The 25,765-nt window shown below is 38.0% G+C and carries 26 protein-coding genes; 23 read left to right on the top strand and 3 right to left on the bottom strand.

Features of this window, described 5'->3' with window-relative positions:
* Window positions 1–17 precede the first annotated feature (17 nt).
* Window positions 18–2,087: an LTA synthase family protein gene (locus BCR25_RS19395; RefSeq protein WP_069665323.1), complete on the bottom strand. Its 2,070-nt coding sequence runs from the start codon at window positions 2,085–2,087 to the stop codon at window positions 18–20.
* Between the two features lie 510 nt (window positions 2,088–2,597).
* Here BCR25_RS19395 and BCR25_RS19390 point away from each other — a divergent pair.
* Genes BCR25_RS19390 through ybaK form a run of 3 tightly spaced genes read left to right on the top strand, consistent with a single transcriptional unit; the run spans window position 2,598 to window position 5,101 of the window.
* Window positions 2,598–3,770: a class I SAM-dependent rRNA methyltransferase gene (locus BCR25_RS19390; RefSeq protein WP_069665261.1), complete on the top strand. Its 1,173-nt coding sequence runs from the start codon at window positions 2,598–2,600 to the stop codon at window positions 3,768–3,770.
* 55 nt (window positions 3,771–3,825) lie between these two features.
* Window positions 3,826–4,581 carry a type I 3-dehydroquinate dehydratase gene (aroD, locus tag BCR25_RS19385; protein WP_069665260.1) on the top strand — a complete coding sequence of 252 codons (756 nt, stop codon included), beginning with the start codon at window positions 3,826–3,828 and terminating at the stop codon, window positions 4,579–4,581.
* A gap of 22 nt (window positions 4,582–4,603) precedes the next feature.
* Window positions 4,604–5,101, top strand: a complete 498-nt coding sequence (gene ybaK / locus BCR25_RS19380) for a Cys-tRNA(Pro) deacylase (protein WP_069665259.1) — start codon at window positions 4,604–4,606, stop codon at window positions 5,099–5,101.
* A gap of 56 nt (window positions 5,102–5,157) precedes the next feature.
* Here ybaK and BCR25_RS19375 read toward each other — a convergent pair whose 3' ends face one another.
* A complete protein-coding gene (locus BCR25_RS19375; protein WP_069665258.1) occupies window positions 5,158–5,571 on the bottom strand; it encodes a ribonuclease HI family protein in 414 nt (137 codons plus the stop codon).
* Between the two features lie 82 nt (window positions 5,572–5,653).
* Between BCR25_RS19375 and BCR25_RS19370 the strand changes: the two genes are divergently transcribed.
* A complete protein-coding gene (locus BCR25_RS19370; protein ID WP_069665257.1) occupies window positions 5,654–6,094 on the top strand; it encodes an EbsA family protein in 441 nt (146 codons plus the stop codon).
* 97 nt (window positions 6,095–6,191) lie between these two features.
* Here BCR25_RS19370 and BCR25_RS19365 read toward each other — a convergent pair whose 3' ends face one another.
* Complete coding sequence (locus tag BCR25_RS19365) at window positions 6,192–6,392, bottom strand: cold-shock protein (RefSeq protein WP_069665256.1); 201 nt, start codon at window positions 6,390–6,392, stop codon at window positions 6,192–6,194.
* 183 nt (window positions 6,393–6,575) lie between these two features.
* Between BCR25_RS19365 and BCR25_RS19360 the strand changes: the two genes are divergently transcribed.
* From BCR25_RS19360 to BCR25_RS19275, 19 genes are all read left to right on the top strand, one after another.
* Entirely contained in the window at window positions 6,576–8,246 is a 1,671-nt protein-coding gene (locus BCR25_RS19360; RefSeq protein WP_069665255.1) for a formate--tetrahydrofolate ligase, read from the top strand.
* A 149-nt stretch (window positions 8,247–8,395) separates the two neighbouring features.
* Entirely contained in the window at window positions 8,396–8,779 is a 384-nt protein-coding gene (locus BCR25_RS19355; RefSeq protein WP_069665254.1) for a hypothetical protein, read from the top strand.
* A complete protein-coding gene (locus tag BCR25_RS19350) occupies window positions 8,779–9,480 on the top strand; it encodes a CBS domain-containing protein (protein ID WP_069665253.1) in 702 nt (233 codons plus the stop codon). The genes BCR25_RS19355 and BCR25_RS19350 overlap by 1 nt, the downstream gene beginning before the upstream one ends.
* 6 nt (window positions 9,481–9,486) lie before the next feature.
* Complete coding sequence (lspA, locus tag BCR25_RS19345; RefSeq protein WP_069665252.1) at window positions 9,487–9,963, top strand: signal peptidase II; 477 nt, start codon at window positions 9,487–9,489, stop codon at window positions 9,961–9,963.
* On the top strand, window positions 9,950–10,855 hold the full coding sequence (locus BCR25_RS19340) for an RluA family pseudouridine synthase (protein ID WP_069665251.1): 906 nt from the start codon (window positions 9,950–9,952) through the stop codon (window positions 10,853–10,855). The genes lspA and BCR25_RS19340 overlap by 14 nt, the downstream gene beginning before the upstream one ends.
* Before the next feature lie 198 nt (window positions 10,856–11,053).
* Window positions 11,054–11,182: a hypothetical protein gene (locus BCR25_RS20870; RefSeq protein ID WP_281247190.1), complete on the top strand. Its 129-nt coding sequence runs from the start codon at window positions 11,054–11,056 to the stop codon at window positions 11,180–11,182.
* Window positions 11,183–11,477: 295 nt separating this feature from the next.
* On the top strand, window positions 11,478–12,035 hold the full coding sequence (gene pyrR / locus BCR25_RS19335; protein ID WP_069665250.1) for a bifunctional pyr operon transcriptional regulator/uracil phosphoribosyltransferase PyrR: 558 nt from the start codon (window positions 11,478–11,480) through the stop codon (window positions 12,033–12,035).
* Between the two features lie 38 nt (window positions 12,036–12,073).
* A complete protein-coding gene (locus BCR25_RS19330; RefSeq protein WP_069665322.1) occupies window positions 12,074–13,360 on the top strand; it encodes a solute carrier family 23 protein in 1,287 nt (428 codons plus the stop codon).
* 241 nt (window positions 13,361–13,601) lie between these two features.
* Window positions 13,602–14,528, top strand: coding sequence for an aspartate carbamoyltransferase catalytic subunit (locus BCR25_RS19325; protein WP_069665249.1), 927 nt, complete (start codon window positions 13,602–13,604; stop codon window positions 14,526–14,528).
* A 9-nt stretch (window positions 14,529–14,537) separates the two neighbouring features.
* Window positions 14,538–15,821 (top strand): dihydroorotase, encoded by a 1,284-nt coding sequence (locus BCR25_RS19320; RefSeq protein WP_069665248.1) that lies wholly within the window; start codon window positions 14,538–14,540, stop codon window positions 15,819–15,821.
* 2 nt (window positions 15,822–15,823) lie between these two features.
* Window positions 15,824–16,903: a carbamoyl phosphate synthase small subunit gene (locus BCR25_RS19315; protein WP_069665247.1), complete on the top strand. Its 1,080-nt coding sequence runs from the start codon at window positions 15,824–15,826 to the stop codon at window positions 16,901–16,903.
* Window positions 16,903–20,085 (top strand): carbamoyl-phosphate synthase large subunit, encoded by a 3,183-nt coding sequence (carB, locus tag BCR25_RS19310; RefSeq protein WP_069665246.1) that lies wholly within the window; start codon window positions 16,903–16,905, stop codon window positions 20,083–20,085. The genes BCR25_RS19315 and carB overlap by 1 nt, the downstream gene beginning before the upstream one ends.
* 59 nt (window positions 20,086–20,144) lie before the next feature.
* Window positions 20,145–20,927: a dihydroorotate dehydrogenase electron transfer subunit gene (locus BCR25_RS19305; RefSeq protein WP_069665245.1), complete on the top strand. Its 783-nt coding sequence runs from the start codon at window positions 20,145–20,147 to the stop codon at window positions 20,925–20,927.
* Window positions 20,924–21,853, top strand: a complete 930-nt coding sequence (locus BCR25_RS19300; protein ID WP_069665244.1) for a dihydroorotate dehydrogenase — start codon at window positions 20,924–20,926, stop codon at window positions 21,851–21,853. Before BCR25_RS19305 ends, BCR25_RS19300 begins: the two co-directional genes overlap by 4 nt.
* Window positions 21,850–22,566: an orotidine-5'-phosphate decarboxylase gene (gene pyrF / locus BCR25_RS19295; RefSeq protein ID WP_069665243.1), complete on the top strand. Its 717-nt coding sequence runs from the start codon at window positions 21,850–21,852 to the stop codon at window positions 22,564–22,566. The genes BCR25_RS19300 and pyrF overlap by 4 nt, the downstream gene beginning before the upstream one ends.
* The gene (gene pyrE, locus BCR25_RS19290) at window positions 22,566–23,201 is read left to right on the top strand and encodes an orotate phosphoribosyltransferase (protein ID WP_069665242.1); all 636 of its coding nucleotides are present in this window, start codon (window positions 22,566–22,568) and stop codon (window positions 23,199–23,201) included. The genes pyrF and pyrE overlap by 1 nt, the downstream gene beginning before the upstream one ends.
* A gap of 187 nt (window positions 23,202–23,388) precedes the next feature.
* Window positions 23,389–24,090 (top strand): carbonic anhydrase family protein, encoded by a 702-nt coding sequence (locus BCR25_RS19285; RefSeq protein WP_069665241.1) that lies wholly within the window; start codon window positions 23,389–23,391, stop codon window positions 24,088–24,090.
* A 14-nt stretch (window positions 24,091–24,104) separates the two neighbouring features.
* Window positions 24,105–24,998, top strand: a complete 894-nt coding sequence (locus tag BCR25_RS19280) for a LysR family transcriptional regulator (protein WP_069665240.1) — start codon at window positions 24,105–24,107, stop codon at window positions 24,996–24,998.
* Between the two features lie 72 nt (window positions 24,999–25,070).
* The gene (locus BCR25_RS19275) at window positions 25,071–25,688 is read left to right on the top strand and encodes a hypothetical protein (protein ID WP_069665239.1); all 618 of its coding nucleotides are present in this window, start codon (window positions 25,071–25,073) and stop codon (window positions 25,686–25,688) included.
* Window positions 25,689–25,765: the final 77 nt, after the last annotated feature.

Raw genomic sequence — 25,765 nt, 5'->3', positions numbered from 1 at the left:
GCTTTCGTGTTTATCAGTTATTTATTTGACTTTAAATAGTCTTGATAAGATTCAGTATGGTACTTATCAACAGTAGAAGTGTTTTTATTCTTGCTATAAACGCTTGTTGAAGAACTGCCTTTTTTAGATTCGATTTTTTTCATTTGCTCCAGCTGATCTTTGTAATTGTAATTGTCTGGATTTACAGGAGTCAATCCGCTATTTGTATAGAAGCGTAAGAGATCACCATTTGTTGTTTGGTCAGACATTTCCAATTGTAAGCTGATTTTATCTTTCAACGCTTTTGTTTCCTGCAATTCTTCTTCTGTAGGTTCAGTGATCAAACGTCCAGTTGCTGTTTCATAGATGTTTGAGCCGAGCATTGTATATTTAGGTGAAACATAGTTTCCATTTCTAAAGGCTACAAGTTGTTCATTTTCTTTAGAGAATAAATCTTGTCCCATTTGAATATAATTTTTTGTATCAATGCCTAACAGGTGAAGCAGGGTTGGTAACGCATCGATTTGACCGCCATAAGTATGATTGATTCCACCATTTGTTTGGCCTGGAATATGAATCATATAAGGCACACGCTGCATTGTAGAGTTATCAAAGTCATTCCACGTAGATTTTGATTTGCCAACAAGTTCAGCGAGATTTTTGTTCCGAGAAGTCGAAACACCGTAATGGTCGCCGTATAGCACGATTACTGAATTATCATATAAGCCAGAAGCCTTTAGGTAGTTGAAGAATTCTTCAACAGATTTATCTAGGTAGTTTGCTGTTGCGAAATAACCATTGATTGTTTCATCAGATGTTTGCGCAATCGGGAACCCGGCTTCGTCATTCGTGAATTGTGAATACGGGTAGTGATTAGAAACAGCAATAAATTTAGAATAAAACGGTTGTTGTAAATGTTCCAAATATTGCACGGATTGATTGAAGAATGGTTTGTCATGCAGTCCGTATTGGAATGAGTTATCTTCGTTTACATCATAGTAGCTAGCATCAAAGAAGTAGTCATAGCCTAAATGCTTATAGGTTTCGTTACGGTTCCAAAAGTTTCCAGCATTCCCGTGGAAGACAGCGCTAGTATAACCTGCTTCTTGATCTAAAATTGCTGGAGCAGCTTCAAAGGTATTTTTGCCGCCGACTTGTGTAAATAAAGAACCTTGGTCTAAACCAAATAATGAGTTTTCAAACATCGTTTCTGCATCACTTGTTTTTCCTTGTCCAACTTGATGGAAAAAGTTATCGAAACTGTAGGTACTATTATTATGGAAAATACTGTTTAAAAATGGCGTAACTTCATGGTCAACACCGTTTTCATCCTTCAATTTATAGTCGATCAAAAATTGTTGGAAGCTTTCTAAATGGATATAGATAACATTTTTTCCTTTAGCGATCCCAAATGTATCAGGGTTTGGCGCTGCATAGTGTTCTTTTACGTAATCAGAAACAGCATCCATATCATTTTCACTAGCTTCCGCACGAACTTGGTTTGTTTGGTAGGTAGTGACACCATCATAGACGGTAAAAGCATTCAAACCTAAGAATTTAACGATGTAGTCACGAGAAAATTGACGACCTAATAATTGTGGTCTAGCTGTTTCAGCTAATGTTAAGTTTGCCGCGAAAAATAGGGCAGATAATAAGCTCATTGAAACGGCGACTCTCGCTCTGACAGGACGTTCATCCATCTTGATTTTTTTAGTGATCAATAGAATACCGATGATAATGAAGTCAAGCCAATAAAGCACATCATAGGGTCTAAACAAACGTAACGCGCTTTCGCCAAGTCCACTGGCAACTTTACCAGCACCAAGCATCGTATTTACAGTGATAAAATCAGTGAATTCTCTGTAATAGGTCACATTTGAGAAAAGAAGTAAACTGACTAAGAAATAAATCACCATCATTGTTATATACGAGGCTTTCTTTCTTCTCACATATAATGCAATCGCCAATAAGAAAAAGGTAGAGGCAATCGGATTAATGAAGAGGATGAAATACTCAAAGGCATTCTCAATACGTAAATGAAAATCAACTACATAAGCAAAAATCGATTTCAACCAAATCATTACACCAATGAAAAGAAACAACCCCATGCGAGTGTTCAGAAAATTAGGTGTATGTATTTTTTTTAAAATATTCAAAGTTAACGTATCCTTTCTACAATCAAATCTAAAAGAAAGTGGTGAAAAATCTTCACAAACTTTACATATACAGTGTCAATTTTACTCTGTTCCCTATTCCATGTCAATTTAAATCAAGATTCAGACATGATTTGTTAATAAAATTTTACTTTTCTTAAGAGAATCGTATAGAAACAAGCAGATGGTTGATCGGAAAACGGATGAACAATACCAATTTTCGTGAATTTCTTCTTATTGTTGTAAATCAAGGCAAGAAGCGCGTTTGCTATTGCACAGTACATACTGCACTGTATTTGGATCTCATCAATCTTTAAGTATCAAAGACACTATGAGTTGAAGGTCTTGTTTCTTGGGATTTAACACTTCTGTCCGATCCTCTTTTTTGATATACTAACAAGGAAGTGTACATTAAATACTGCTTTTATTTTAAACAGAGCAAATGAATGTTAAAGGATGTAAAGAATGACTATACGAATAACAAAAAAATCTGAAAGAAAATTATATGCAGGCTATCCGCTGATTCAACCAGACGATTTACAGGAAGTGCCTCAAAACTTTAGTCCAAACTGGCTGGATTTTATTGATAGTAAAGGAAATTTTATCGCTTCTGGCTATCTTGGTAAGCAAAATAAAGGAATCGGTTGGCTGGTAAATTGGCATGGAAGCGTTGATTCGGCGTTCTTGCAAGACTTGTTTTTTCAAGCCAAAAGACAGCGTGCTATTTATGAGCAGGACCCGGCAACATCTGCGTATCGTCTATTTAATGGTGAAGGAGATGGCTTAGGCGGATTGACGATTGATCGGTATAATGACTTCGTTGTTTTTTCTTGGTACAATGAAACGCTTTATAATATGAAGGAAGAAATCGTTCAAGCGTTTAGAAAAAGTGTGCCAGATATTATAGGAGGATATGAAAAAATTCGTTTTTCTAATCAGACCTTACCAGAATCACAAAAACTTTTCGGTGAAGAGGCGCCAGAACCTTTATTGATCGTAGAAAATGGTGTTACTTATGCCACTTATTTGAACGATGGCTTGATGACTGGGATCTTTTTAGATCAAAAAGATGTTCGTGGAAGACTCATCGAAGGCATCGCTGCTGGAAAAACGGTGTTGAACATGTTTAGCTACACAGGCGCATTTTCAGTTGCAAGTGCGATGGGGGGCGCGATGGGCACTACGAGTGTAGATTTAGCTAAAAGAAGTTTACCAAAAACTAGAGAACAATTTGAGGTCAATCATTTAGATAGTGACGCGCAAAAAATCGTTGTGATGGATGTATTTGAGTATTTTAAATACGCTGTCCGTAAAAATCTTAGCTATGATGTGATCGTTCTTGATCCGCCAAGTTTTGCACGTAATAAGAAAAAAGTGTTTTCTGTGGCTAAAAATTATGGTGATTTAGTAAAGGATGCTGTAGACATTTTGAGTTCAACTGGACTCTTAATCGCTTCAACGAACGCAGCTAATATTTCAATTGAAAAATATAAAAAGATGATCATTCAAGCGCTTGAAGAAAAAAAGGTTCGCTACCAGTTTAAAGAAACCTACCAGCTTCCGAATGATTTTAGAACGAATAAACAATTTGAAGAAGGCAATTACTTAAAGGTCTTTTTTATCGAAATCAAAAAATAAATAAGAAAAGTATAGTCTGCAGGAAAGAACTTTAGGTTTTATAAGGAGAAATCAGATGAAAACGATCAAAGTTAAAGAAGTCATGATTGGTACAGGAGATCCTAAAATCGTGGTGCCGCTTGTTGGAAAAACTGAAATTGAATTATTGACTGAAGCACAAGAAATAGCACAATTAGATTGTGATTTGGTTGAATGGCGGGTAGACTTTTTCGAAGAAGTAAAGGATTTTCAGACGGTGATTGAGTTGTCTCACAAGCTTGCGACCTGTTTTTCTGACAAACCACTCCTCTTTACTTTCCGAACAAAGAAAGAAGGGGGAGAAGTCGATTTTTCAGAAACAGATTATTTTTTATTGTACCAAAAGATGATTGATCAGGGCTGTCTTGATTTGCTTGATGTGGAGTTGTTTATGGATGACAACTATGTCCAACAAACGATCCAAGCAGCTCATGAAAAAGGGATTAAAATAGTGATGTGTAATCATGATTTTAATGCAACACCAAATAAAGCAGAAATCATTTCTAGACTTCAACAGATGCAGGAAAAAAATGCTGATATCTGTAAAATTGCTGTTATGCCGCACACTTCAGAGGATGTGCTGACGTTACTTACAGCAACACAAGAAATGCAGATGCTTTATGCTGATCGTCCGATCGTTACAATGTCCATGGGGCAGCTTGGAATGATCAGTCGTTTAACTGGAGAACTCTTTGGTTCGGCGTTGACCTTTGGTGCGGCTAAAAAGGCGTCTGCTCCCGGACAGATCCCGGTGACTGAATTACGACATCTATTAAACATCTTGTCTCTATAAGAAAACTAAAGAGGTGTATAAAATGGGGAAAAAGAAACTTCAAAAAACAAATGCGATCCGAATCATCGGGCAACAAAAAATCCCATATAATGAGTACGAATTTGAATGGAGTGAAGACCATCTAAGCGCAGAAAGCGTCACGAAAAAATTAGCGGTAGCGGATGGGAAAATTTTTAAGACCTTAGTTACCGTTGGAAATAAGACTGGACCAGTTGTTGCAGTGATTCCAGGCAACAAAGAATTGGATTTAAAAAAATTAGCAGTAGCTAGCGGAAATAAAAAAGTTGAGATGCTGCATTTGAAGGACTTAGAAGAGACGACTGGTTATATTCGAGGCGGCTGTTCGCCAATTGGTATGAAGAAGCTTTTTCCAACATTTTTAGCACAAGAAGCGAATCAGTATGATGCGATCATTGTTTCAGCTGGAAAAAGAGGACTTCAAATAGAACTTTCACCAGCAGCTATCTTAAAAGTGACTTCAGGTAAAATCACAGATTTAACTATGGCAACGAAAGCGTAATGAATAAAGCTGGTGAAAGATCATGAGTTTAACAATGAAAAGAAAAATACTGAGACTTAAAATTCTTCGTTTGTTTCTTTATATTTTTGCAAGGCTTGCTTAGCTAGCGTATCAGCCCCTTTATTTTGTGATTCAGGTATCCACTTGATCAGTAATAACGAAAATTTAGTCTCTAATTGATGATAAGTGTCTAAATATGGTTGAAAAAGGGGATTTTTTGCGTAGCTTTTTTCAATTGTTTGAACCACAATTTTACTATCGGAGTGGATCACGATTGTTTGATCTGTCTCGTTTTTTTCAAGCAACAGCTGCAGAGCTTGGACGAGCACTCTGAATTCAGCTTCATGATTGGAGCATTCTCCAAGAGGAACGTGTATCTGGTCGTGAATTCTTTCGCCGACGATTACAATACCGCCACCGCTTGGACCAGGATTTCCTTTTGTTGCAGCATCGACATATATTCGTAACATAAATATCTCCTTATTTTCTTTTTGTTAAAAGTTGATGTATGTTATTATTGTAACATACTGAAAATTACTAAGGAGTCGCTGTATGAAGAAAAAAGTCTATTATTGGCAACCAGAATTATCAACAGCGATAATTTATTGGTCCTGTACATTTGGCATTTTATTTTTAAGTTTGATTTTAATGTTGGAACATACTCGTCCTTATCTAACGAGTAACATCGTTTTAGGTGTGTTCTTTTTCTTTGCACTTTTAGGATTAAATCGTTATTTTATTTTGAAGGAAGATCAGTTGATCATTCATACGTTGTTGCCGATCAAACGAAGCACTATTTCGCTTTCTTCTATTGATTCAATACAGATTGGACCAAAGTCGATTCAGATCGTTTCAGCTGATTTTAAAGAAGGCAGTCAATTGTTTATGATGACTAAAAAAACAAAAGCTGCTTTTATCCGACAATTGACTGAACACTCAAATTTCGTAGCCATAATCACTGAAGATCCTAATCAAAAAGCTGGAAAGCAATAACGAATCGTTTCGCCAAATACTAAAATTTAATCACTTTACACATAAATAAAAGCTGAGAAACTCCTTTTCAAAAGAAAGGTTTTTCTCAGCTTTTAGTTTATATTTTCTTCACATGTGCAGCTTGTAGACCACGTGTACCTTCCATAACTTCAAATTCTACTGCTTGATTCTCATCTAACGATTTAAAGCCGTCTTCTTCGATCGCTGTGAAATGAACAAAAATTTCATCGTCTTCATTGTACTTAATAAAACCATAACCTTTTCTATTATCAAACCATTTGACGAACCCTTTTTCCATTCAAATCACGCCCCTTTATTTTCTAAAGTCTAGCATCATTATAAAGTGAAAAACAACCCCCGTCAATCTTTTGCAAAAAAGACATTTTAGTCATAGAAAAGGAAGAGAATAAAAGGTATAATAGGTAATATCTTAACGAAAATGATTGTTTTTATGAATAAAGTTCGGGAAAAGAGGGCGTCAATGAAAACAGATATTGAAATTTCGCAATCAGTAGATTTACAACCAATCACCAGCATTGGGCAATCAATTGGACTAAAAGAGGATGATTTAGAATTATATGGAAAATATAAAGCAAAAATTGATTTCTCTACGATTCAGCGTTTAGCCAAAGGTGAGGATGGTAAATTGATCTTAGTTACATCAATTAATCCGACCCCCGCTGGAGAAGGAAAGTCCACGGTGACGATTGGTTTAGGTGATGCATTAAATGAGATCGGCGTGAAAACAATGATTGCGTTACGGGAGCCTTCTTTAGGACCTGTTATGGGCATTAAAGGCGGTGCAGCTGGAGGCGGATTTGCTCAGGTTTTACCGATGGAAGACATCAACTTGCATTTTACAGGAGACATGCATGCGATCACAACGGCTAACAATGCTCTTTCAGCCTTATTAGATAATCACATTCATCAAGGGAATGAGCTGGGGATCGATGCTCGACGGGTCATTTGGAAACGAGTAGTTGATCTAAATGATCGAGAGTTGCGTCAAGTCATGGTTGGCTTAGGCGGTCCGATTCAGGGAGTTCCACGTGAAGATGGATTTGATATTACTGTTGCTAGTGAAATCATGGCTATCTTGTGTTTAGCTTCTGATTTGGAGGATTTAAAGTCTCGTTTAGGAAATATTGTTGTTGCTTATACATTTGAACTGGAGCCTGTAACTGTCAGTGATTTGGGTGTTCAAGGGGCCTTAACTTTACTATTAAAAGATGCACTAAAACCGAATCTAGTGCAAACAATCTACGGTACCGCTGCCTTAGTTCACGGTGGTCCGTTTGCGAATATAGCGCATGGTTGTAATAGTTTACTAGCAACAAAAACGGCACTCAAATTAGGAGAATACACAGTAACTGAAGCGGGCTTTGGAGCAGACTTAGGCGCGGAAAAATTTTTAGATATTAAAGTACCTAATTTAAAAAAAGCACCGGATGCTGTAGTAATCGTTGCTACGATACGTGCGTTAAAAATGCATGGTGGTGTGGCGAAAGCTTCATTGACCGAAGAGAATATACCAGCATTAGTTAAAGGTTTTGCCAATCTTCAAAAGCATATTGAAAATATGAGAAGTTATGGTTTACCAGTTGTTGTGGCAATCAATGAATTTTCTGGTGATACTCAAAACGAATTGACAACATTGAAAGAACTATGTGAAACACAAGATGTCCCTGTTGAATTAACTAGTGTATGGGCAAATGGTCCAAAAGGCGGTATTTCGTTAGCAAAACGTGTGATTCAAGTGATTGATGAGCAGGAAAATGATTTTCATTCAATCTATCAATCTGGAATGAATTTAGAAGATAAAATTAAGTCGATCGTCACTAAGATTTATGGTGGTAGCGACGTAAGCTTTTCAAAAAAAGCCCAAAAACAATTAGCTACTTTTGAAAAATATGGTTGGGATCGTTTACCTGTTTGTATGGCAAAGACGCAGTACTCTTTGTCGGATGATCCTGAAAAGCTAGGTCGTCCAGGAGACTTTATGATCACAATACGCGAATTGGTACCCAAAATCGGAGCAGGATTTATTGTAGCTTTGACAGGCGATGTAATGACCATGCCGGGCTTGCCTAAAAAACCAGCGGCGCTTAATATGGATGTAGATCAAAACGGTCAAGCTATTGGATTGTTCTAATTAACGAATAGGCTAAAAATAAACGTCCTTTGAACATCGGGCGTTTATTTTTTTATTAATTTTAGTTATTCTATCTTAAATCAACTTCCTTCTTTCCGTTCAAACATTTTTGTTATATACTTTAGTCTACAGCTCGAGGAGGGATCAGCATGAATATTCGTTGTACCAGAAATACTGGATTTTATGGAATGGGTAGTCCGATCGAGATCAAAAAAAATAATCAAAAGTGGTTTTCTATAAATCACAATCAAACAAAGTCGGTTGAAATCGATGAAAAACAGTGTGTTGTTCAAGCAAATTTTTTTCTTTTGAAGAGTCAGCCGCTTTCATTAGTCGATGAAGGACGAACTATTGAGTTAGAAGTGACAATGAATCCAATTTTACTATCAAATTATGTTATACTTTTTATTGGAATGATTCTAGTCCCGATCCTTCGCTTGAATATAATAGGAATCATTTTTTTACTTGTCATTTATTTTATTTTTTTATTTTCTATGTTAAATAAAGCGTACATAATCAAGGAGATACAATGATGGGAGAAAGAGCAGAAGAATTTTTAGCCAGTTTTAATCGGATCGAGAAATGGTTTCGTGAAGAATTGAATAATCCAACGAGTATGGGATTTAGTGAAATGGTACGGCGTTTAGCTAGAAAAAAGGACAGTCAGGTAGTCCATTTCCAAGATGATCTGCTGCAAATGGCCCAATTAAGAAATGCAATCGTACATGAGCGGATTTCTAGTGACTTTATTATTGCTGAACCAAATGATTGGGCAGTTAATCGGATTAAAGAAATTGAGCAAGCATTGATCAGCCCAGACAAAGTATTACCTCGCTTTGCTAAAAAAGTGACAGGTTTTGAAATCACTATTTCAATTAAAGATATTTTAGCAATCGTGGCAAGAAAGCAATATTCACAATTTCCTATTTATGATAGGGGTAATTTCAAGGGCTTGATTACAGCTCGAGGGTTAGGTATTTGGTTTGCGATAGAGAGTTCCAAAGGGGATATTCGTTTGGAAGGAAGAAAGGCATCTGAGCTTTTACTGGCAAATTATAAAGAAAGCAATTATCAGTTTGTGGATCAAGAAACGACCGTATATCAAGTAGAAGAAATGTTTTCAACTCAGGTTAGGTTGGAGGCCATTCTCATCACATCAGATGGTAACCAAAACGGGAACTTATTGGGAATTATCCGACCAAGAGATTTATACAATATATTAGAGAAGGAATGAAGCAATTTGTTAGCAGTGTATCTTGTTATTAGCGCTTTACTGATTGGTTTAGATCAGTGGGTAAAATATTTAACCGTGGCCAATATTCAGTTAGGAGAGACCAAAGAGTTTCTTCCAGGATTTTTATCATTTACGAATATTCGAAATACTGGAGCCGCTTGGAGCTTATTAGAGGGGAAAATGTGGTTCTTTTATATTATTACTGTTATAGTGGTTGCAGTTGTGCTGTATATTCTAGTTAAAAATATACATGGCAGTAAGTGGTTTACGATTGGTCTGAGTTTGATTTTAGCTGGTGCTATCGGGAATTTTATCGATCGTTTACGTTTAGGCTATGTTGTGGATATGTTCCAGACAGAATTTATCAATTTTCCAATATTTAATGTTGCTGACACAGTACTGGTGATCGGAGTAGCATGTATTTTTATTTACTTGATTTTAGAAGAAAAAGCAGCAAAGGACGGAAAAGATGGAACAAATTAACGTAAAGATAAAAACAGAAACAGGACGCATTGATAAGGTTTTAAGTGATTTACTAAAAGAATATTCTCGTTCACAAATCCAGCAATGGGTTAAAGAAAATCATGTACAAGTCAATGGTGAAGCGATTCGTGCAAACTACAAAGTAAAAGCAAATGATACAATTATTATTACGATTCCAGAACCTGAGGAACTTGATATTCAAGCGGAAGATATTCCTCTAGATATTGTCTATGAAGATGATGATGTACTGGTTATCAACAAACCACAAGGAATGGTTGTCCATCCTTCTGCTGGTCATTCTCAAGGAACACTAGTGAATGCTTTGTTGTATCATATTAAAGATTTATCCTCAATCAACGGTATTATTCGTCCTGGGATTGTTCATCGAATCGATAAGGATACCTCTGGTTTATTGATGGTTGCTAAAAATGACAAAGCACATATTGCATTGGCGGAACAATTAAAAGATAAAACGTCTCTTAGAAAATATGTTGCACTTGTTCATGGAGAAATTTCTCATGATAAAGGTGAAATCAACGCGCCGATCGGTCGTTCAAAAAATGATCGTAAGATGCAGGCTGTGATCGAAGGCGGCAAACCTGCAGTCACTCATTTTGAAGTAATGGAGCGTTTTAATGATTATACATTACTGCAATTACAGTTAGAGACGGGGAGGACACATCAAATTCGTGTCCATATGAAATATATTGGTTATCCAGTTGCTGGTGATCCGCTTTACGGACCTCGGAAAACACTAAAAGGAAATGGCCAATTCTTACACGCACAAATGCTGGGCTTTAAACACCCAACTACTGGGCAAATGATGGTTTTTGAAGCGCCTTTACCAGAGCTTTTTGAAAAAACTTTAGATGATTTAAGAAATAATGATTGATTTATCTCTGAAGAAAAGGTACACTGTTTTGTGAAAGTAAATTAAATAATTTATCCTTTAAGAGTAGTCCCGTGAGGCTAAGAAGGTAACATGCAGAATCTACTAAGTGCGCTTAGTATCGAGCTGCGTGTAATGGATGGTATCTTTGTATAGATTGTTCAATCCTCCTACCTAATTACGGGTAGGAGGATTTTTGTTGTGAATCACTGCGATTGGCAGCAAGCTGACAGAGCGGATGATGAACAATACTTGGCGAACAAAGAGAGCGAAGTAACCGAATTACGGAATCACATGACCGAGTCACCACTTGAACCATTTGAGCTGTAGCGTGAAAGATTATAGTTAAAAGTACCAGATAAGCTCTCTGATAAAAGAGAGCGAAGTAACCGAATTACGGAATCACATGACTAAGTCACACTCTGAACAAATGAAGCTGTAGCAAAAAAGATTTAAGTCAAAAGTGTCAGTCAAGCTCTTAAGCAAAGAGAGCGACACAGCAATGTGGTAATCAACAAGTATCAAAAAGCATTTGTACTATTAATCGAAAAAGAGCAAGCGAAGAACCCGTGCGCTGAAACAGGAAGCTTGAAGGGGTACTAAAAAATAGAAAAGAGGAAGAACGATGCAAGGAAAAGAAGTCGTTGATGCAGTAACTATGAAACGGGCATTAACAAGAATTACTTATGAAATCATTGAAAGAAACAAAGGAATCCAAGATATTGTACTTGTAGGAATCAAAACAAGAGGAATTTACATCGCTCAACGAATCGCAGAGCGTTTGAAACAATTGGAGCAGACAGATGTACCAGTAGGAGAACTGGATATCACTTTATATCGTGATGATATGGATGGACAAACAATGAAGGAACGTTCTTTAGAAGAGCCGGAACTGCATTCTTCTAATATCCCAGTTTCACTTGAAGGAAAAGAAGTCATTTTGATTGATGATGTTCTTTTCACAGGCAGAACGATCCGAGCAGCAATGGATGCTGTAATGGATCTAGGCAGACCAAGAAAAATTTCCCTAGCCGTTTTAGTGGACAGAGGACACAGAGAATTGCCGATCCGAGCAGATTATGTAGGTAAAAACATTCCGACTTCAATGAAAGAAGAAATCATTGTAGAAGTTGAAGAAAAAGATGGGTTAGATCGAATATTGATCGCTAACACAGAAGAATAAACCAGTAGAAATAGTAAAGATGGGGCAGGTAAATGAACATGACAGAAAAAGAATTTCGCAATGAAGAAGCGGTTTTAGACATTAATGATCGGCCAAAAACAGCACATTGGATCGGTTTAAGCTTACAACATTTATTCACTATGTTTGGCGCAACAGTTTTAGTGCCGATACTAGTCGATATCGATCCAGGAATTGCACTAGTTAGTTCCGGCTTAGGAACCATGGTGTATTTGTTTGTAACAAAAGGAAAAATTCCCGCCTATCTAGGCAGCAGTTTTGCTTTTATTGCTGCAATGCAGATGCTGATGAAAAGTGATGGCTATCCAGCAATTGCACAAGGAGCAATTACAACAGGATTGGTTTACTTGATCGTTTCTCTTATTATCAAAAAAATCGGTTCTGATTGGTTAGATAAAATTTTACCACCGATCGTGGTTGGACCTGTTGTTATGGTCATTGGATTAGGGCTTGCTTCCAATGCAGCTAATAACGCAATGTTCAATGATGGAGAATATGATTTCAAATATATTGCGGTAGCGCTTCTTACTTTAGGGTTGACGATTTTTTATAACATGTTTTTCAAAGGATTTTTAGGACTTATACCAATTTTATTAGGAATCGTCAGTGGTTATCTGATTGCATTAGCATTCGGAATCGTAGATGTTGAACCAATCAAAGAAGCAGCCTGGTTTGCTATGCCGAACTTTGAGATTCCCTTTGTACAATATCAACCCAAACTACATTTAAATGCAATTACCACAATGGCACCAATCGCTTTTGTGACAATGACTGAACATATCGGACATTTGATGGTACTAAATAAGCTGACCAAACGAAACTTCTTCCAAGATCCAGGGTTGTCAAAAACTTTGATGGGTGATGGAGCGGCTCAGATCGTCGCAGGTTTAGTCGGAGGACCTCCGGTGACAAGTTATGGTGAAAACATCGGTGTTTTAGCCATTACTAGAGTACACAGTGTATTCGTGATTGGAGGCGCAGCCGTTTTTGCTGTAGGACTTGGCTTTGTAGGAAAACTGAGTGCTATTATATTAAGTATTCCAGGACCAGTTATTTCAGGAATCAGCTTTGTTCTCTTCGGTGTAATTGCAGCAAGCGGATTAAAAATTTTAATCGATAATCAAATCAACTTTGATAAAAAGAAAAACCTGTTAATCGCTTCAGTGATTTTAGTCATCGGAATTGGCGGGCTGGTATTCAAATTGAATACATTTGAGCTTTCATCAATGGCACTAGCAACTGTTCTAGGAATTATTTTAAACTTGATTTTGCCTGAAACAGCGCGCAGTGAAGAAAAGTCTGTTTAGCTTTTAAAGCATAGTCTTTTAGAAAAAGAATAGGATGTATCAGTGATAAAAGCGTCATTTATGTATTTTCTGTCAAGACTAAACGAACTGCTACGCTTTTATGCTATCTAGCTATGCGGGCTAGCCTTTCGGAAAAAAGATAAAATCTGTCAGTGACAAGAAGCGTCACTAACATCTTTTCCTATTTTTCTGTCAAGGCTTAACGAGCCCGCTACGCTTTTAATTTTAAGGAGGAAAACGAATGATCATCACATCTGAACGTATCAGTCTCAAGCATCTTTTAACCGTAGAAGCACTTAGTGACCAAGAAGTCATGGGCTTGATCCGCCGCGCACAAGAGTTCAAACAAGGAGCAACTTGGCAACCGGAGAAAAAGCAATACTTCGCAACAAATCTATTCTTTGAAAATAGCACGCGAACGCATAAAAGTTTTGATGTCGCTGAAAAGAAACTTGGGATCGAGGTAATTGAGTTCGAAGAAAGTATGAGCTCAGTAAAAAAAGGTGAAACATTATATGATACAGTGTTGACAATGTCTGCGATTGGTGTAGATGTGGCAGTCATTCGCCATGGTAAAGAAAATTATTACGATGAATTGATCCAAAGCAAAACGATCCAATGTTCTATCATCAACGGAGGAGACGGCAGTGGACAGCATCCAACACAATGTTTACTAGATTTGATGACAATATATGAAGAATTTGGTTACTTTGAAGGACTAAAAGTGGCGATTGTTGGTGATATCACACATTCAAGAGTAGCAAAATCAAATATGCAAATGCTAAAACGACTGGGTGCGACGATCTTTTTCTCAGGTCCGGAAGAATGGTACGATAAGCAATTTGAAGCATATGGGCACTATATGCCGCTGGATGAACTGGTTGAAATGGTCGATGTGATGATGCTCCTGCGGGTCCAGCATGAACGTCACGATGGATCAGAAATTTTTTCAAAAGAAGAATACCATCAAAATTATGGCTTAACAGTAGAACGTGCGAAAAAGCTCCAAAAGCACGCTGTGATCATGCATCCGGCACCTGTCAATCGTGATGTGGAATTAGCAGATTCTCTTGTAGAGGGAATTCAATCTCGCATCATTCAACAAATGAGCAACGGGGTATTCATGAGAATGGCAATTTTAGAAGCAGTATTACATGGAAAGGCTTAGGTGAATAGAATGAAGACACTTATCAAAAATGGAAAAATCATCAAAAAAGGCAATCAATTGATCCCGGCTGAAATCTGGATCGAGGATGAAAAAATCAAAGCGATCGGTACGTCATTTGATGAAGAGCTGTTCGATGAAGTATACGATGCAAAAGGTCAACTAATCACACCAGGCTTGGTCGATGTCCATGTTCATTTAAGAGAACCAGGTTTTACTTATAAGGAGACGATCGAAACAGGAAGCAAATCTGCTGCTAGAGGTGGTTTCACTACTGTTTGTGCGATGCCTAATCTAAACCCTGTACCTGATACTCCCGAAAAATTAAAAGAAGTCTATGAGATCATCGAAAAAAATGCAGTCGTAAAAGTCTTACAATACGCGCCAATTACAGAAGAACTACGTAGTGAAACATTGACGGATCAAAAAGCGTTAAAAGAAGTCGGCGCTTTTGCCTTTACGAATGATGGTGTTGGTGTGCAAACCGCTGGAACAATGTATCTAGCAATGAAAGAAGCTGCTGCATTAGGGATGGCACTTGTTGCTCATACAGAAGATGAGTCGTTATTGTTTGGCGGTGTGATGCATGAAGGAGAAATCTCTAAAAAACTGGGACTACCGGGGATTTTAAGCTCAACAGAAGCTTCTCAAATTGCTCGTGATGTAGTATTAGCAGGAGAAACGGGTGTTCATTATCATGTATGTCATGTTTCCACTAAAGAAAGTGTTCGTGTGATTCGAGATGCGAAGCGCGCAGGCGTTCATGTGACCGCAGAAGTTTCTCCTCATCACTTGATTTTAGTCGATGAAGATATTCCAGAAGACAACGGTTTTTGGAAAATGAATCCGCCACTGCGGGCAACTGAAGATCGAGATGCGTTGATTGAAGGCTTATTAGATGGAACGATCGATTGTATTGCTACGGATCACGCACCACATGGTCTAGAAGAAAAAAATCAAACATTTTTAAAAGCACCTTTTGGAATCGTTGGCAGTGAAACTGCTTTTCAACTGATCTACACACATTTTGTTGAAACAGGAAAATTCACACTGGAGCAGGTAATTGATTGGATGGCAGTAAAACCTGCGCAGATTTTTGGATTAGATGCTGGAACGCTTACGGTTGGGAGTCAAGCAGATATTGCCGTTTTTGACCTTGATCTTGAGGAAGAAATCGATGATAAAGCGTTTGAATCAATGGGTGTAAATACGCCTTTCGTTGGTTGGAAAGTAAAAGGGAATACATTACTGACGTTTGTTGATGGAAAATCAGCATGGTCTAAGGGAGATGCATAGATTTGAAGCGATTATTGATACTGGAAGACGGCACAGTTTTTGAAGGAAAAGCGTTTGGTGCAGATGTCGATGTTGTTGGCGAAGTTGTTTTTACAACAAGTATGACAGGTTACCAAGAAACGATCACGGACCAAAGTTTTAATGGTCAAATCATTACATTTACCTATCCGATGGTTGGGAATTATGGTGTCAATCGTGACGATTATGAATCGATTGCTCCAACTTGTAAAGGTGTCGTTGTAAAAGAGCATGCTCGTTTAGCTTCTAACTGGCGAGAACAAATGACCTTAGATGAATTTTTAAAACGAAAAGGAATTCCTGGTATTTCTGGTATTGATACGCGTGCATTAACGAAAAAGCTCCGTTCAGCAGGAACAATGAAAGCAGGTTTCATTGATGCAGGAGATGATTTGGCCCATGCTTTCGATCAATTAAAGGCAACTGTTTTACCGAAAAATCAGGTAGCGCAGGTTTCGACGACCAAACCATACCCAAGTCCTGGAATCGGCAGAAATGTGGTCGTTGTAGACTTCGGCTTGAAACACAGTATTTTACGAGAATTGTCGAAGCGGCATTGTAATTTGACCGTTTTACCATACAACACAGATGCTGAAACAATTTTGGAGCTTTCTCCAGATGGAGTGATGTTGACAAACGGACCTGGTGATCCCAAAGACGTACCAGAAGCAATCGAGATGATTCAAAAAATTCAAGGAAAAGTACCAATTTTTGGCATCTGTTTAGGACACCAATTATTTGCCTTAGCTAACGGAGCAGATACGTATAAAATGCGCTTTGGTCATCGTGGTTTAAATCATCCAGTGCGTGAAATTGCGACAGGCAAAATAGATTTTACCTCTCAAAACCACGGTTATGCTGTAGATGAAGCAACTGTTGATCCAGAAAAATTGATGGTCACTCATGTGGAAGTCAATGATGGGTCGGTTGAAGGAGTCAGACATCGTCAATACCCAGCTTTTACCGTTCAATATCATCCAGATGCAGCGCCAGGTCCACATGATGGACTGCACTTGTTTGATGAGTTTATGGAATTAATGGATGCATGGAAGGAGCAAGACTAATGCCAAAAAGAACAGACATTAAAAAGATTATGGTGATTGGTTCAGGTCCAATCATTATTGGTCAGGCAGCAGAATTTGATTATGCCGGCACCCAGGCGTGTCTTGCTTTACGAGAAGAAGGATATGAAGTCGTTTTAGTCAACTCTAATCCTGCAACGATCATGACTGATAAAGAGATTGCAGATAAAGTTTATATTGAACCAATCACTTTAGAATTTGTTTCACGGATTTTACGCAAAGAGCGGCCAGATGCTCTGTTACCGACATTAGGCGGTCAAACAGGATTGAATATGGCAATGGAACTTGCTGAGTCAGGTATTTTAGATGAACTAAATGTCGAACTACTTGGTACAAAATTAAGTGCGATCGATCAAGCAGAAGACCGAGACTTGTTTAAGCAATTGATGGAAGAACTGGATCAACCCATTCCAGAAAGCGATATCGTCAATACGGTTGAGCAAGCAGTGGCGTTTGCCAACACAATCGGTTATCCGATCATTGTCCGCCCGGCCTTTACTCTAGGGGGAACAGGCGGAGGAATGTGTGATAATGAAGAAGAACTGCGCATAATTGCTGAAAATGGCTTAAAGTTGTCTCCAGTAACACAATGTCTGATTGAAAAGAGCATTGCCGGTTATAAAGAAATTGAATACGAAGTAATGCGCGACTCTGCTGATAACGCGATCGTTGTCTGCAACATGGAAAATTTTGATCCCGTGGGCATTCATACTGGTGACTCAATTGTTTTTGCTCCTAGCCAAACGTTATCAGATTATGAATATCAAATGTTACGGGATGCATCTTTAAAAATCATTCGAGCGTTAAAAATCGAAGGCGGTTGTAATGTTCAACTAGCCCTTGATCCACATAGCTTCAATTATTATGTGATCGAAGTAAATCCGCGTGTTTCTAGATCATCAGCTTTGGCAAGTAAAGCAACAGGGTATCCGATTGCTAAATTAGCTGCAAAAATCGCTGTTGGCTTAACCCTAGATGAGATGAAGAATCCTGTTACTGAAACGACTTACGCAGAATTTGAACCAGCATTAGATTATGTGGTGGCTAAAATTCCTCGCTGGCCTTTTGACAAATTTGAAAAAGGTGAACGTCGTTTAGGGACACAAATGAAGGCAACAGGAGAAGTAATGGCAATCGGTCGCAACATCGAAGAATCCTTGTTAAAAGCTGTACGTTCACTTGAAATTGGAGCCTATCATAATGAATTAAAAGAAATTCAACAAGTAACAGATGAGTTTTTAACAGAGAAAATTGTTAAAGCCCAAGATGATCGTTTGTTCTACTTATCAGAAGCGATTCGACGCGGTTATACGATCGAAGAATTGGCAGAATTAACAAAAATCGATCTTTTTTTCTTAGATAAACTTCTGCATATTTTTGAAATTGAAACGACCTTAAAAGAGAAAGTAAAGGATCTTGAGACGTTAAAAGAAGCGAAGCAAAATGGGTTTACAGATCGTAAAATTGCTGAGCTGTGGCAGCTAACAGAGCAGCAGGTATCTGATTATCGTCATGAACAACAGGTTTTACCTGTATACAAAATGGTCGATACTTGTGCAGCTGAATTTGAGTCTCAAACACCATATTTTTATAGTACGTATGAATTTGAAAATGAGAGTATTCGTTCCGAAAAACCATCTGTACTTGTTTTAGGTTCAGGACCAATTCGAATCGGTCAAGGGGTCGAATTTGACTATGCAACGGTTCATTCCGTGAAGGCAATCCAAGCGGCGGGTTACGAAGCAATTATTATGAATAGTAATCCTGAAACAGTTTCAACAGACTTCTCGATTTCAGATAAACTCTATTTTGAACCGTTAACCTTGGAAGATGTAATGAATGTCGTTGAACTAGAGCAGCCGACAGGTGTTATCGTTCAATTTGGCGGACAAACAGCAATCAATTTAGCGGAGCCACTTGTAAAACAAGGGGTCAAAATTTTGGGAACGACGATTGAAGATTTAGATCGTGCGGAAAACCGAGATTTATTTGAACAAGCATTACAAGAGCTTGATATTCCACAACCGCCAGGCGATACAGCTACAAGTGCTGAAGAAGCAGTAGTTGTAGCCAACAAAATCGGTTATCCTGTTCTCGTGCGTCCGAGCTATGTATTAGGCGGACGTGCCATGGAAATTGTAGAAAATCAAAAAGATTTAGAGGATTATATGGAAAACGCTGTGAAAGCTTCTCCTGAACATCCTGTATTAGTTGACAGTTATCTTTTAGGAAAAGAATGTGAAGTGGATGCCATCTGTGATGGAGAAACCGTATTGATTCCGGGAATCATGGAACATATTGAAAGAGCGGGCGTTCATTCTGGTGATTCGATGGCAGTCTATCCGCCGCAAACCTTATCTTCAGAAATTCAGCAAACAATCGCTGATTACACGAGAAAATTAGCACTGGGCTTAAACTGTATTGGGATGATGAATATCCAATTTGTCATTCACGAAGAAAAAGTCTATGTCATCGAAGTCAATCCTCGTGCTAGCCGAACAGTTCCATTCTTGAGCAAAATCACTGGTATTCCGATGGCGCAAGTTGCTACAAAAGCGATTTTAGGACAAAGCCTTAAATCATTAGGCTATCAAGATGGATTATATCCTGAAAGCAAGCAAGTGCACATTAAAGCGCCAGTCTTTTCTTTCACAAAACTTCAAAAAGTTGATACGTATCTTGGACCAGAAATGAAATCAACAGGTGAAGTGATGGGCTCGGACTATAGTTTGGAAAAAGCTTTGTACAAAGCCTTTGAAGCTTCTGGATTACATCTTCCGAGTTTTGGTGCCGTATTATTTACGATAGCTGACGAGACAAAAGAAGAAGCCTTACAGTTAGCCAAACGTTTCAATGAGATCGGCTATAGTTTGATTGCTACAGCAGGAACAGCAGAGTATCTGAAAAAACATGACTTGTTTGTTAAAACTGTTTCTAAAATCGATCAAGAAAATGATGAAACAGTCCTCGATTTAATTCGTTCTGGAGAAGCTCAAGTTGTGGTCAATACGATGGATAAAAACCGCTCAGATTTAAACCAAGATGGCTTTTTGATCCGTAGAGAAGCAGTAGAACATGGTGTTCCATTGTTTACCTCTCTCGACACAGCGGAAGCAATTTTAAAAGTTCTAGAGTCAAGAGCGTTTTCGACTGATGCGCTGTAATTCTGCAAGAGGATTCTTTCTAACGAAGTAGTACACTATCATTTAAAGGAGTAGAAATCATGAAACAGGAAATAATGACGATCGTTTCGCAGCAGCAACTAGCTCCTAGAATTTTCCAGATGACCTTGACAGGTGAATTAGTTAAGGAAATGAAAAAACCTGGTCAATTTATTCATATAAAAGTACCTAGAGCAGATCTGCTCTTGAGAAGACCGATTAGCCTAAATCAAATCGATCAATCAGCTCAGACGTGTACGATCATCTATCGAGTTGAAGGCGATGGAACAAAAGAGTTTTCGTTAATGAGTGCGGGAGACCGTTTAGATGTTATGGGTCCTTTAGGGAATGGTTTTGATGTTGATTGCTTAAAAGCTGGACAAAAGGCTTTTGTTGTCGGTGGTGGAATTGGTATTCCACCAATGTACGAATTATCGAAACAATTACAACAGCGTGGCATAGAAGTTGTACACTTTTTAGGCTATGCTTCTAAAGAAGTTGCTTATTTTCAAAATGAGTTCATCGAACTAGGGGATACTCGATTTGCAACAGATGATGGTTCTTTTGGTGTAGCAGGGAACGTCGGCAACCTGATTTTAGAAGCAATCAAAACCGAAACCCCCGATGCAGTCTACGCTTGTGGTGCGAATGGCATGTTGAAGATGATTGCTCAAGTTTTTCCTGATCAGCCTAATGTCTTTCTCTCTTTAGAACAACGTATGGCTTGTGGTATGGGTGCTTGCTATGCATGTGTTTGTCATGTTCCTGATGACGAAACTGGTACGAAAAGTGTAAAGGTTTGCGATGAAGGACCGATTTTTAGAGCGAGTGAGGTAGTTTTATGATGAAAAATCCATTAGCTGTCACTATTCCTGGTTTAGAATTGAAGAATCCAATTATTCCTGCCAGTGGTTGTTTTGGTTTTGGTGAGGAATATGCAAAATATTATGATCTAGGAAAACTGGGTTCAATCATGGTAAAAGCGACGACACCGCAAGCACGATTTGGAAATCCCACTCCTAGAGTAGCAGAAACTCCTAGCGGCATGCTGAACGCAATCGGTTTACAAAATCCGGGATTGGACGTAGTAATGACTGAAAAACTTCCACCTTTAGAAAAATACGATCTTCCGATTATTGCAAACGTTGCTGGAGCTTGTGAAGAAGATTATGTAGAAGTTTGCAGCAAAATTGGTGATGCACCTAATGTAAAAGCAATAGAATTGAATATTTCTTGTCCAAATGTCAAACATGGTGGTATAGCATTTGGTACAGATCCAGATGTGGCTTTTCAGCTGACACAAGCTGTAAAGAAAGTAACGGATGTGCCAATTTATGTAAAACTTTCTCCCAACGTTACGGATATCGTGCCAATTGCTCAAGCCATCGAAGCCGGTGGTGCGGATGGCTTTTCAATGATTAATACATTATTGGGCATGCGGATCGATTTAAAAACACGTCGGCCGATCCTAGCCAATCAAACAGGTGGATTATCCGGACCTGCAATCAAACCTGTAGCGATTCGTTTGATCAAACAGGTTTCACAAGTTAGTCATTTACCGATCATCGGCATGGGTGGTGTTCAAACGGTTGATGACGTATTAGAAATGTTCCTAGCAGGAGCGAGTGCTGTCGGTGTAGGAACGGCTAATTTTTCAGATCCATATATTTGTCCTAAGCTAATCGATGCTTTACCGATCAGAATGGCAGAATTGGGGATCGAATCACTTGAACAGTTGATCAAAGAAGTGAAGGAGGAAAACCAACAATGAGCCATAGACCAATTATCGCTTTAGATTTTCCTTCAAAAAGCGAAGTTCAATTATTTTTAGAAAAATTTCCCGCAGATGAGTCGTTATTTCTTAAGGTAGGAATGGAATTATTTTATCAAGAAGGTCCAGAAATCGTTCGCTGGCTAAAATCTTTAGGGCACTCTGTTTTCTTAGATTTAAAACTACATGACATTCCAAACACAGTCGAACGATCGATGACTGGTTTAGCTAAATTGGGTGTAGATATCACCAATGTTCATGCGGCTGGTGGAATTAAGATGATGGAAGCTGCCAAATTAGGCTTAAAAAAAGGAACTGCTCCAGGTCAGCAGGTTCCGCTTCTGATTGCTGTTACTCAGCTAACCTCTACAAGTGAAGAACAAATGCACCAAGACCAACTGATCAATGTCAGCTTAGAAGAAAGTGTCATACACTACGCTAGCTGTGCAGAGAAAGCTGGTTTAGCCGGAGTGGTTTGTTCTGCTTTGGAAGCGGAAGCTATTCATCGAGCAACAAGTGATGCTTTCGTTTGCCTGACTCCTGGTATTCGACCAAGCGGCAGTGCGGTTGGTGATCAAAAGCGTGTGGTAACACCAAGCGAAGCAAAAAAAATCGGCTCAACGTATATCGTGGTAGGCAGACCAATTACCCAAGCGAAACAACCTTATGAAGCCTATCAAATAATCAAAAATGAATGGAATGGGGAAGTCTGATGACAGAATTAGCAAAAAAAATAGCAAAAGATTTATTGGAAATAGAGGCAGTTTTTTTAAGTCCCAATGAGCCATTTACTTGGGCAAGCGGGATCAAAAGCCCAATTTATTGTGATAATCGTATTACTATGAGCTATCCTGTGGTACGTAAAGATATTGCTCAAGGTTTAGCGGATAAAATCAAAGCAGAGTTTCCTGATGTTGAAGTAATCGCTGGAACTGCTACAGCTGGTATCCCTCATGCAGCATGGGTTGCCGAGATTTTAGATTTACCTATGGTCTACATTCGCAGCAAAGCGAAAGATCATGGAAAAGGAAATCAAATCGAAGGGCGTATTTTCAAGGGACAAAAAATGGTTGTTATTGAAGATTTGATTTCAACAGGCGGTAGTGTTTTGGAAGCAGCTGAAGCAGCTGTACGTGAAGGCGCAGATGTTTTAGGTGTTGCGGCAATTTTCACGTATGAATTACCTAAAGGAACAGAAAAATTTGCAGAAAAAGGAACAAAATTAGTAACGCTTACGAATTATTCGACTCTGATCGATGCAGCGTTGGAATCAAACTACATTGAAGAAAACGATGTTGCTTTATTGCAGGAATGGAAAAAAGATCCTGATAACTGGTTAAAAAAATAAACAAAAACATGATTTTTGGCTCAACAATCAAAAATCATGTTTTTTATTCTTATATCCTTTGTTTGTTTTATGCTATACTTTGACTATTAAAAAAATTACTGGTTAATTATAGGAAGGACCACAAAATTTCTATAAATCTAGTACTTTATTTAATGATTTAGACGACAAAAGTAGAAGGTGGGGTTTGATGAAAAATATTCGAAATATGGACGTAGAATGGGGCTATACAGGAGAAACAGGACCAGAGCATTGGCATACGCTTTGTGATTGGTTTTCATTAGGAGCAAAATACCCTTATCAATCTCCAGTAAATTTAACTAAGACATTAATTAGCGAAAATACCGCGGATAGAGAAATTACTTTCTTTTATAAAAATGAAGAGTTTACTGAAAAAGAATTTAAAAATACTTTTCATTTCGTTCCGCCAAATACAGAAAGTTATGTGGTTTTTGAAGGAGAAAAATACTATTTAACAGATATCCATTTCCATACACCAAGTGAGCATACTTTTGAAGGCGAGCATTGTCCGTTAGAATTTCATCTTGTTCATATGAACAATTCAGGTGAAAACCTGGTAGTAGGCTGCTTATTTATACTCACGAAAGAAATCAACAAATTTTCTAAAGATCAGGCCGCGTTTATTTGGCAAACAGAAACACATCAGCAATGGTTTAATCCGGCAATTTTTTTACCGGAGCAACGATCTCATTTTCATTATTTGGGTTCTTTAACAACGCCACCGACAAAAGGACCAGTTCATTGGTTTGTATTTGATACAGTTCAGCAAATGGATCATGACTTTTTCCAGCGGATCGATGAAGGTATGCTGCCGTTTAATAATCGACCGGTTCAACCGCTCAATGGTCGTAAAATTTATTTTTCTGAATAATATGGAGGGCCAAAATGAATATCCAACAAATGAAATACGTGGTTGCTGTTGCAAATAATGGCAGCTTCAGAGAAGCGGCAAAAAAATTGTTTATCACCCAGCCAAGTCTCTCTAATGGGATTCGTGAATTAGAAGAGGAAATCGGCGTCAGTCTATTTATCAGAACGAATAAAGGAGCCTCTCTGACAGAAGAAGGACTAACGTTTTTAGAGCATGCAGAAAAAGTGCTGATACAAATGGACATGTTAGAAAATCGATATCAGGAAGTCACCACAAGCGAACGTTTTTCAATTTCTTCACAGCACTATGACTTTCTCGGTGTTGTCATGGGAAAAGTCATCCGGCATTTTAAAGATCATTATAAAAATTTTCGTGTATTTGAAACAACAACGCTTAAGGTGATCGAAGATGTAAAAAGCTATCATAGTGAATTAGGGATTATTTATTTAAACAGTCAAAACCAATCTGGTATTGAACGTTATCTTGAGCAGGCAAATTTGGCATATGACGTTGTCGGCAGTTTTAAAACGCATATTTTTATTGGAAACGATCACCCTTTGGCACAACAAAAGGAAATCAAACTAGAGCAGTTAGGCTGTTATCCTCAAGTCCGTTTTACCCAAGAAGGAAGTAATTTTGCTTATTTTTCTGAAGATTTGATCGAAAATCAAGAGCAGGAAACAGTGATTTATACGAATGATCGCGGCACCTTGATGAATTTACTTGTGGAGACAGATGCTTATGCTTCAGGCTCTGGTGTGGTAACAGGATTTACGAAGAAAGAAATTCGCTTAATCCCGCTTGCGGAAAGTACAAAGAATAAAATTTGTATTCTTTATCAGAAAAACAAACATATTAGTGAGATAGGTCAGTACTTTATAAGTGAATTGAAGCAACTATTTGAATGATGTTGTAAGCTTTATTTAAATAGTATAAAATAAATGAAGGTATGTTTTAAAGAACTAAAAGGAGTGTAACAAATGAAAAAGAAAAAAATGGGACAGGCAGCACTGATTATTGCATTGGGGTTGGTATTATCTGCTTGTGGAACCTCAGCAAACATGAGTAAATCAAGTAAAGAATCTACAAAAACAGAGCAGACTAGTTCCTCGAAAGAGCCAGTTAAGGCTTCTGAGTCTGATGTAAAAGAATCTGAGAAAAAAACGATTGAAACGGAAAATGGCACTTTTTCTGTTGTTTTACCTGAAGGTTGGGAAGAAATTGAACCAACTGAGTTGAACGATGAAGCAGATCTTGCCTTAGAGAATGATAAAAAGATTATGTATGTAGCTGTTTTGAGTGAATCTGCCGATGATTATGATGGTTTTGACAGCTTCAAAAGTATCATCGATTTTCACGAATGGCTAGAAGTGGAAGATGAAACTGAAAAAGAGATTGACCAGTCTGGCTGGAAAGGTACCCGCTATATGATCACTGCAAAAATAGATGGTATGAAAGCTTACTATGTCTATGATATCGTTCAATCTGATGCAGGTCATTATGCACAAAAAATGGCATGGACAATGAATAGTAAAAAAGCTAAGAACGGTAAAGAACTTGAAACTATTTTGGATTCGATTCAAGACGTATCTAAATAGAAAAAAGTAGAGCAGAAACTTGTAATTTTAAATGTTTAGGATCTAAGGTATAACTATAATAGTTATACCTTAGATCC

It is taken from the genome of Enterococcus termitis (assembly GCF_001730305.1).
GTDB classification, from domain to species: Bacteria; Bacillota; Bacilli; order Lactobacillales; family Enterococcaceae; genus Enterococcus_L; species Enterococcus_L termitis.
This window is presented reverse-complemented; position numbering and strand designations above follow the sequence as displayed.

What these genes read in the sequence shown, in the direction of transcription:
- BCR25_RS19330 (WP_069665322.1), top strand. Translation starts at nt 12,074, where the DNA reads ATGACAGAAAAAGAATTTCGCAATGAAGAAGCGGTTTTAGACATTAAT.
- BCR25_RS19355 (WP_069665254.1), top strand. Translation starts at nt 8,396, where the DNA reads ATGAATATTCGTTGTACCAGAAATACTGGATTTTATGGAATGGGTAGT.
- BCR25_RS19285 (WP_069665241.1), top strand. Translation starts at nt 23,389, where the DNA reads ATGAAAAATATTCGAAATATGGACGTAGAATGGGGCTATACAGGAGAA.
- BCR25_RS19320 (WP_069665248.1), top strand. Translation starts at nt 14,538, where the DNA reads ATGAAGACACTTATCAAAAATGGAAAAATCATCAAAAAAGGCAATCAA.
- BCR25_RS19395 (WP_069665323.1), bottom strand. Translation starts at nt 2,087, where the DNA reads ATGGGGTTGTTTCTTTTCATTGGTGTAATGATTTGGTTGAAATCGATT.
- BCR25_RS19350 (WP_069665253.1), top strand. Translation starts at nt 8,779, where the DNA reads ATGGGAGAAAGAGCAGAAGAATTTTTAGCCAGTTTTAATCGGATCGAG.
- BCR25_RS19365 (WP_069665256.1), bottom strand. Translation starts at nt 6,392, where the DNA reads ATGGAAAAAGGGTTCGTCAAATGGTTTGATAATAGAAAAGGTTATGGT.
- pyrE (WP_069665242.1), top strand. Translation starts at nt 22,566, where the DNA reads ATGACAGAATTAGCAAAAAAAATAGCAAAAGATTTATTGGAAATAGAG.
- BCR25_RS19360 (WP_069665255.1), top strand. Translation starts at nt 6,576, where the DNA reads ATGAAAACAGATATTGAAATTTCGCAATCAGTAGATTTACAACCAATC.
- carB (WP_069665246.1), top strand. Translation starts at nt 16,903, where the DNA reads ATGCCAAAAAGAACAGACATTAAAAAGATTATGGTGATTGGTTCAGGT.
- BCR25_RS19340 (WP_069665251.1), top strand. Translation starts at nt 9,950, where the DNA reads ATGGAACAAATTAACGTAAAGATAAAAACAGAAACAGGACGCATTGAT.
- ybaK (WP_069665259.1), top strand. Translation starts at nt 4,604, where the DNA reads ATGGGGAAAAAGAAACTTCAAAAAACAAATGCGATCCGAATCATCGGG.
- BCR25_RS19390 (WP_069665261.1), top strand. Translation starts at nt 2,598, where the DNA reads ATGACTATACGAATAACAAAAAAATCTGAAAGAAAATTATATGCAGGC.
- pyrR (WP_069665250.1), top strand. Translation starts at nt 11,478, where the DNA reads ATGCAAGGAAAAGAAGTCGTTGATGCAGTAACTATGAAACGGGCATTA.
- BCR25_RS19370 (WP_069665257.1), top strand. Translation starts at nt 5,654, where the DNA reads ATGAAGAAAAAAGTCTATTATTGGCAACCAGAATTATCAACAGCGATA.
- BCR25_RS19300 (WP_069665244.1), top strand. Translation starts at nt 20,924, where the DNA reads ATGATGAAAAATCCATTAGCTGTCACTATTCCTGGTTTAGAATTGAAG.
- pyrF (WP_069665243.1), top strand. Translation starts at nt 21,850, where the DNA reads ATGAGCCATAGACCAATTATCGCTTTAGATTTTCCTTCAAAAAGCGAA.
- BCR25_RS19275 (WP_069665239.1), top strand. Translation starts at nt 25,071, where the DNA reads ATGAAAAAGAAAAAAATGGGACAGGCAGCACTGATTATTGCATTGGGG.
- BCR25_RS19325 (WP_069665249.1), top strand. Translation starts at nt 13,602, where the DNA reads ATGATCATCACATCTGAACGTATCAGTCTCAAGCATCTTTTAACCGTA.
- BCR25_RS19280 (WP_069665240.1), top strand. Translation starts at nt 24,105, where the DNA reads ATGAATATCCAACAAATGAAATACGTGGTTGCTGTTGCAAATAATGGC.
- aroD (WP_069665260.1), top strand. Translation starts at nt 3,826, where the DNA reads ATGAAAACGATCAAAGTTAAAGAAGTCATGATTGGTACAGGAGATCCT.
- BCR25_RS19305 (WP_069665245.1), top strand. Translation starts at nt 20,145, where the DNA reads ATGAAACAGGAAATAATGACGATCGTTTCGCAGCAGCAACTAGCTCCT.
- BCR25_RS19375 (WP_069665258.1), bottom strand. Translation starts at nt 5,571, where the DNA reads ATGTTACGAATATATGTCGATGCTGCAACAAAAGGAAATCCTGGTCCA.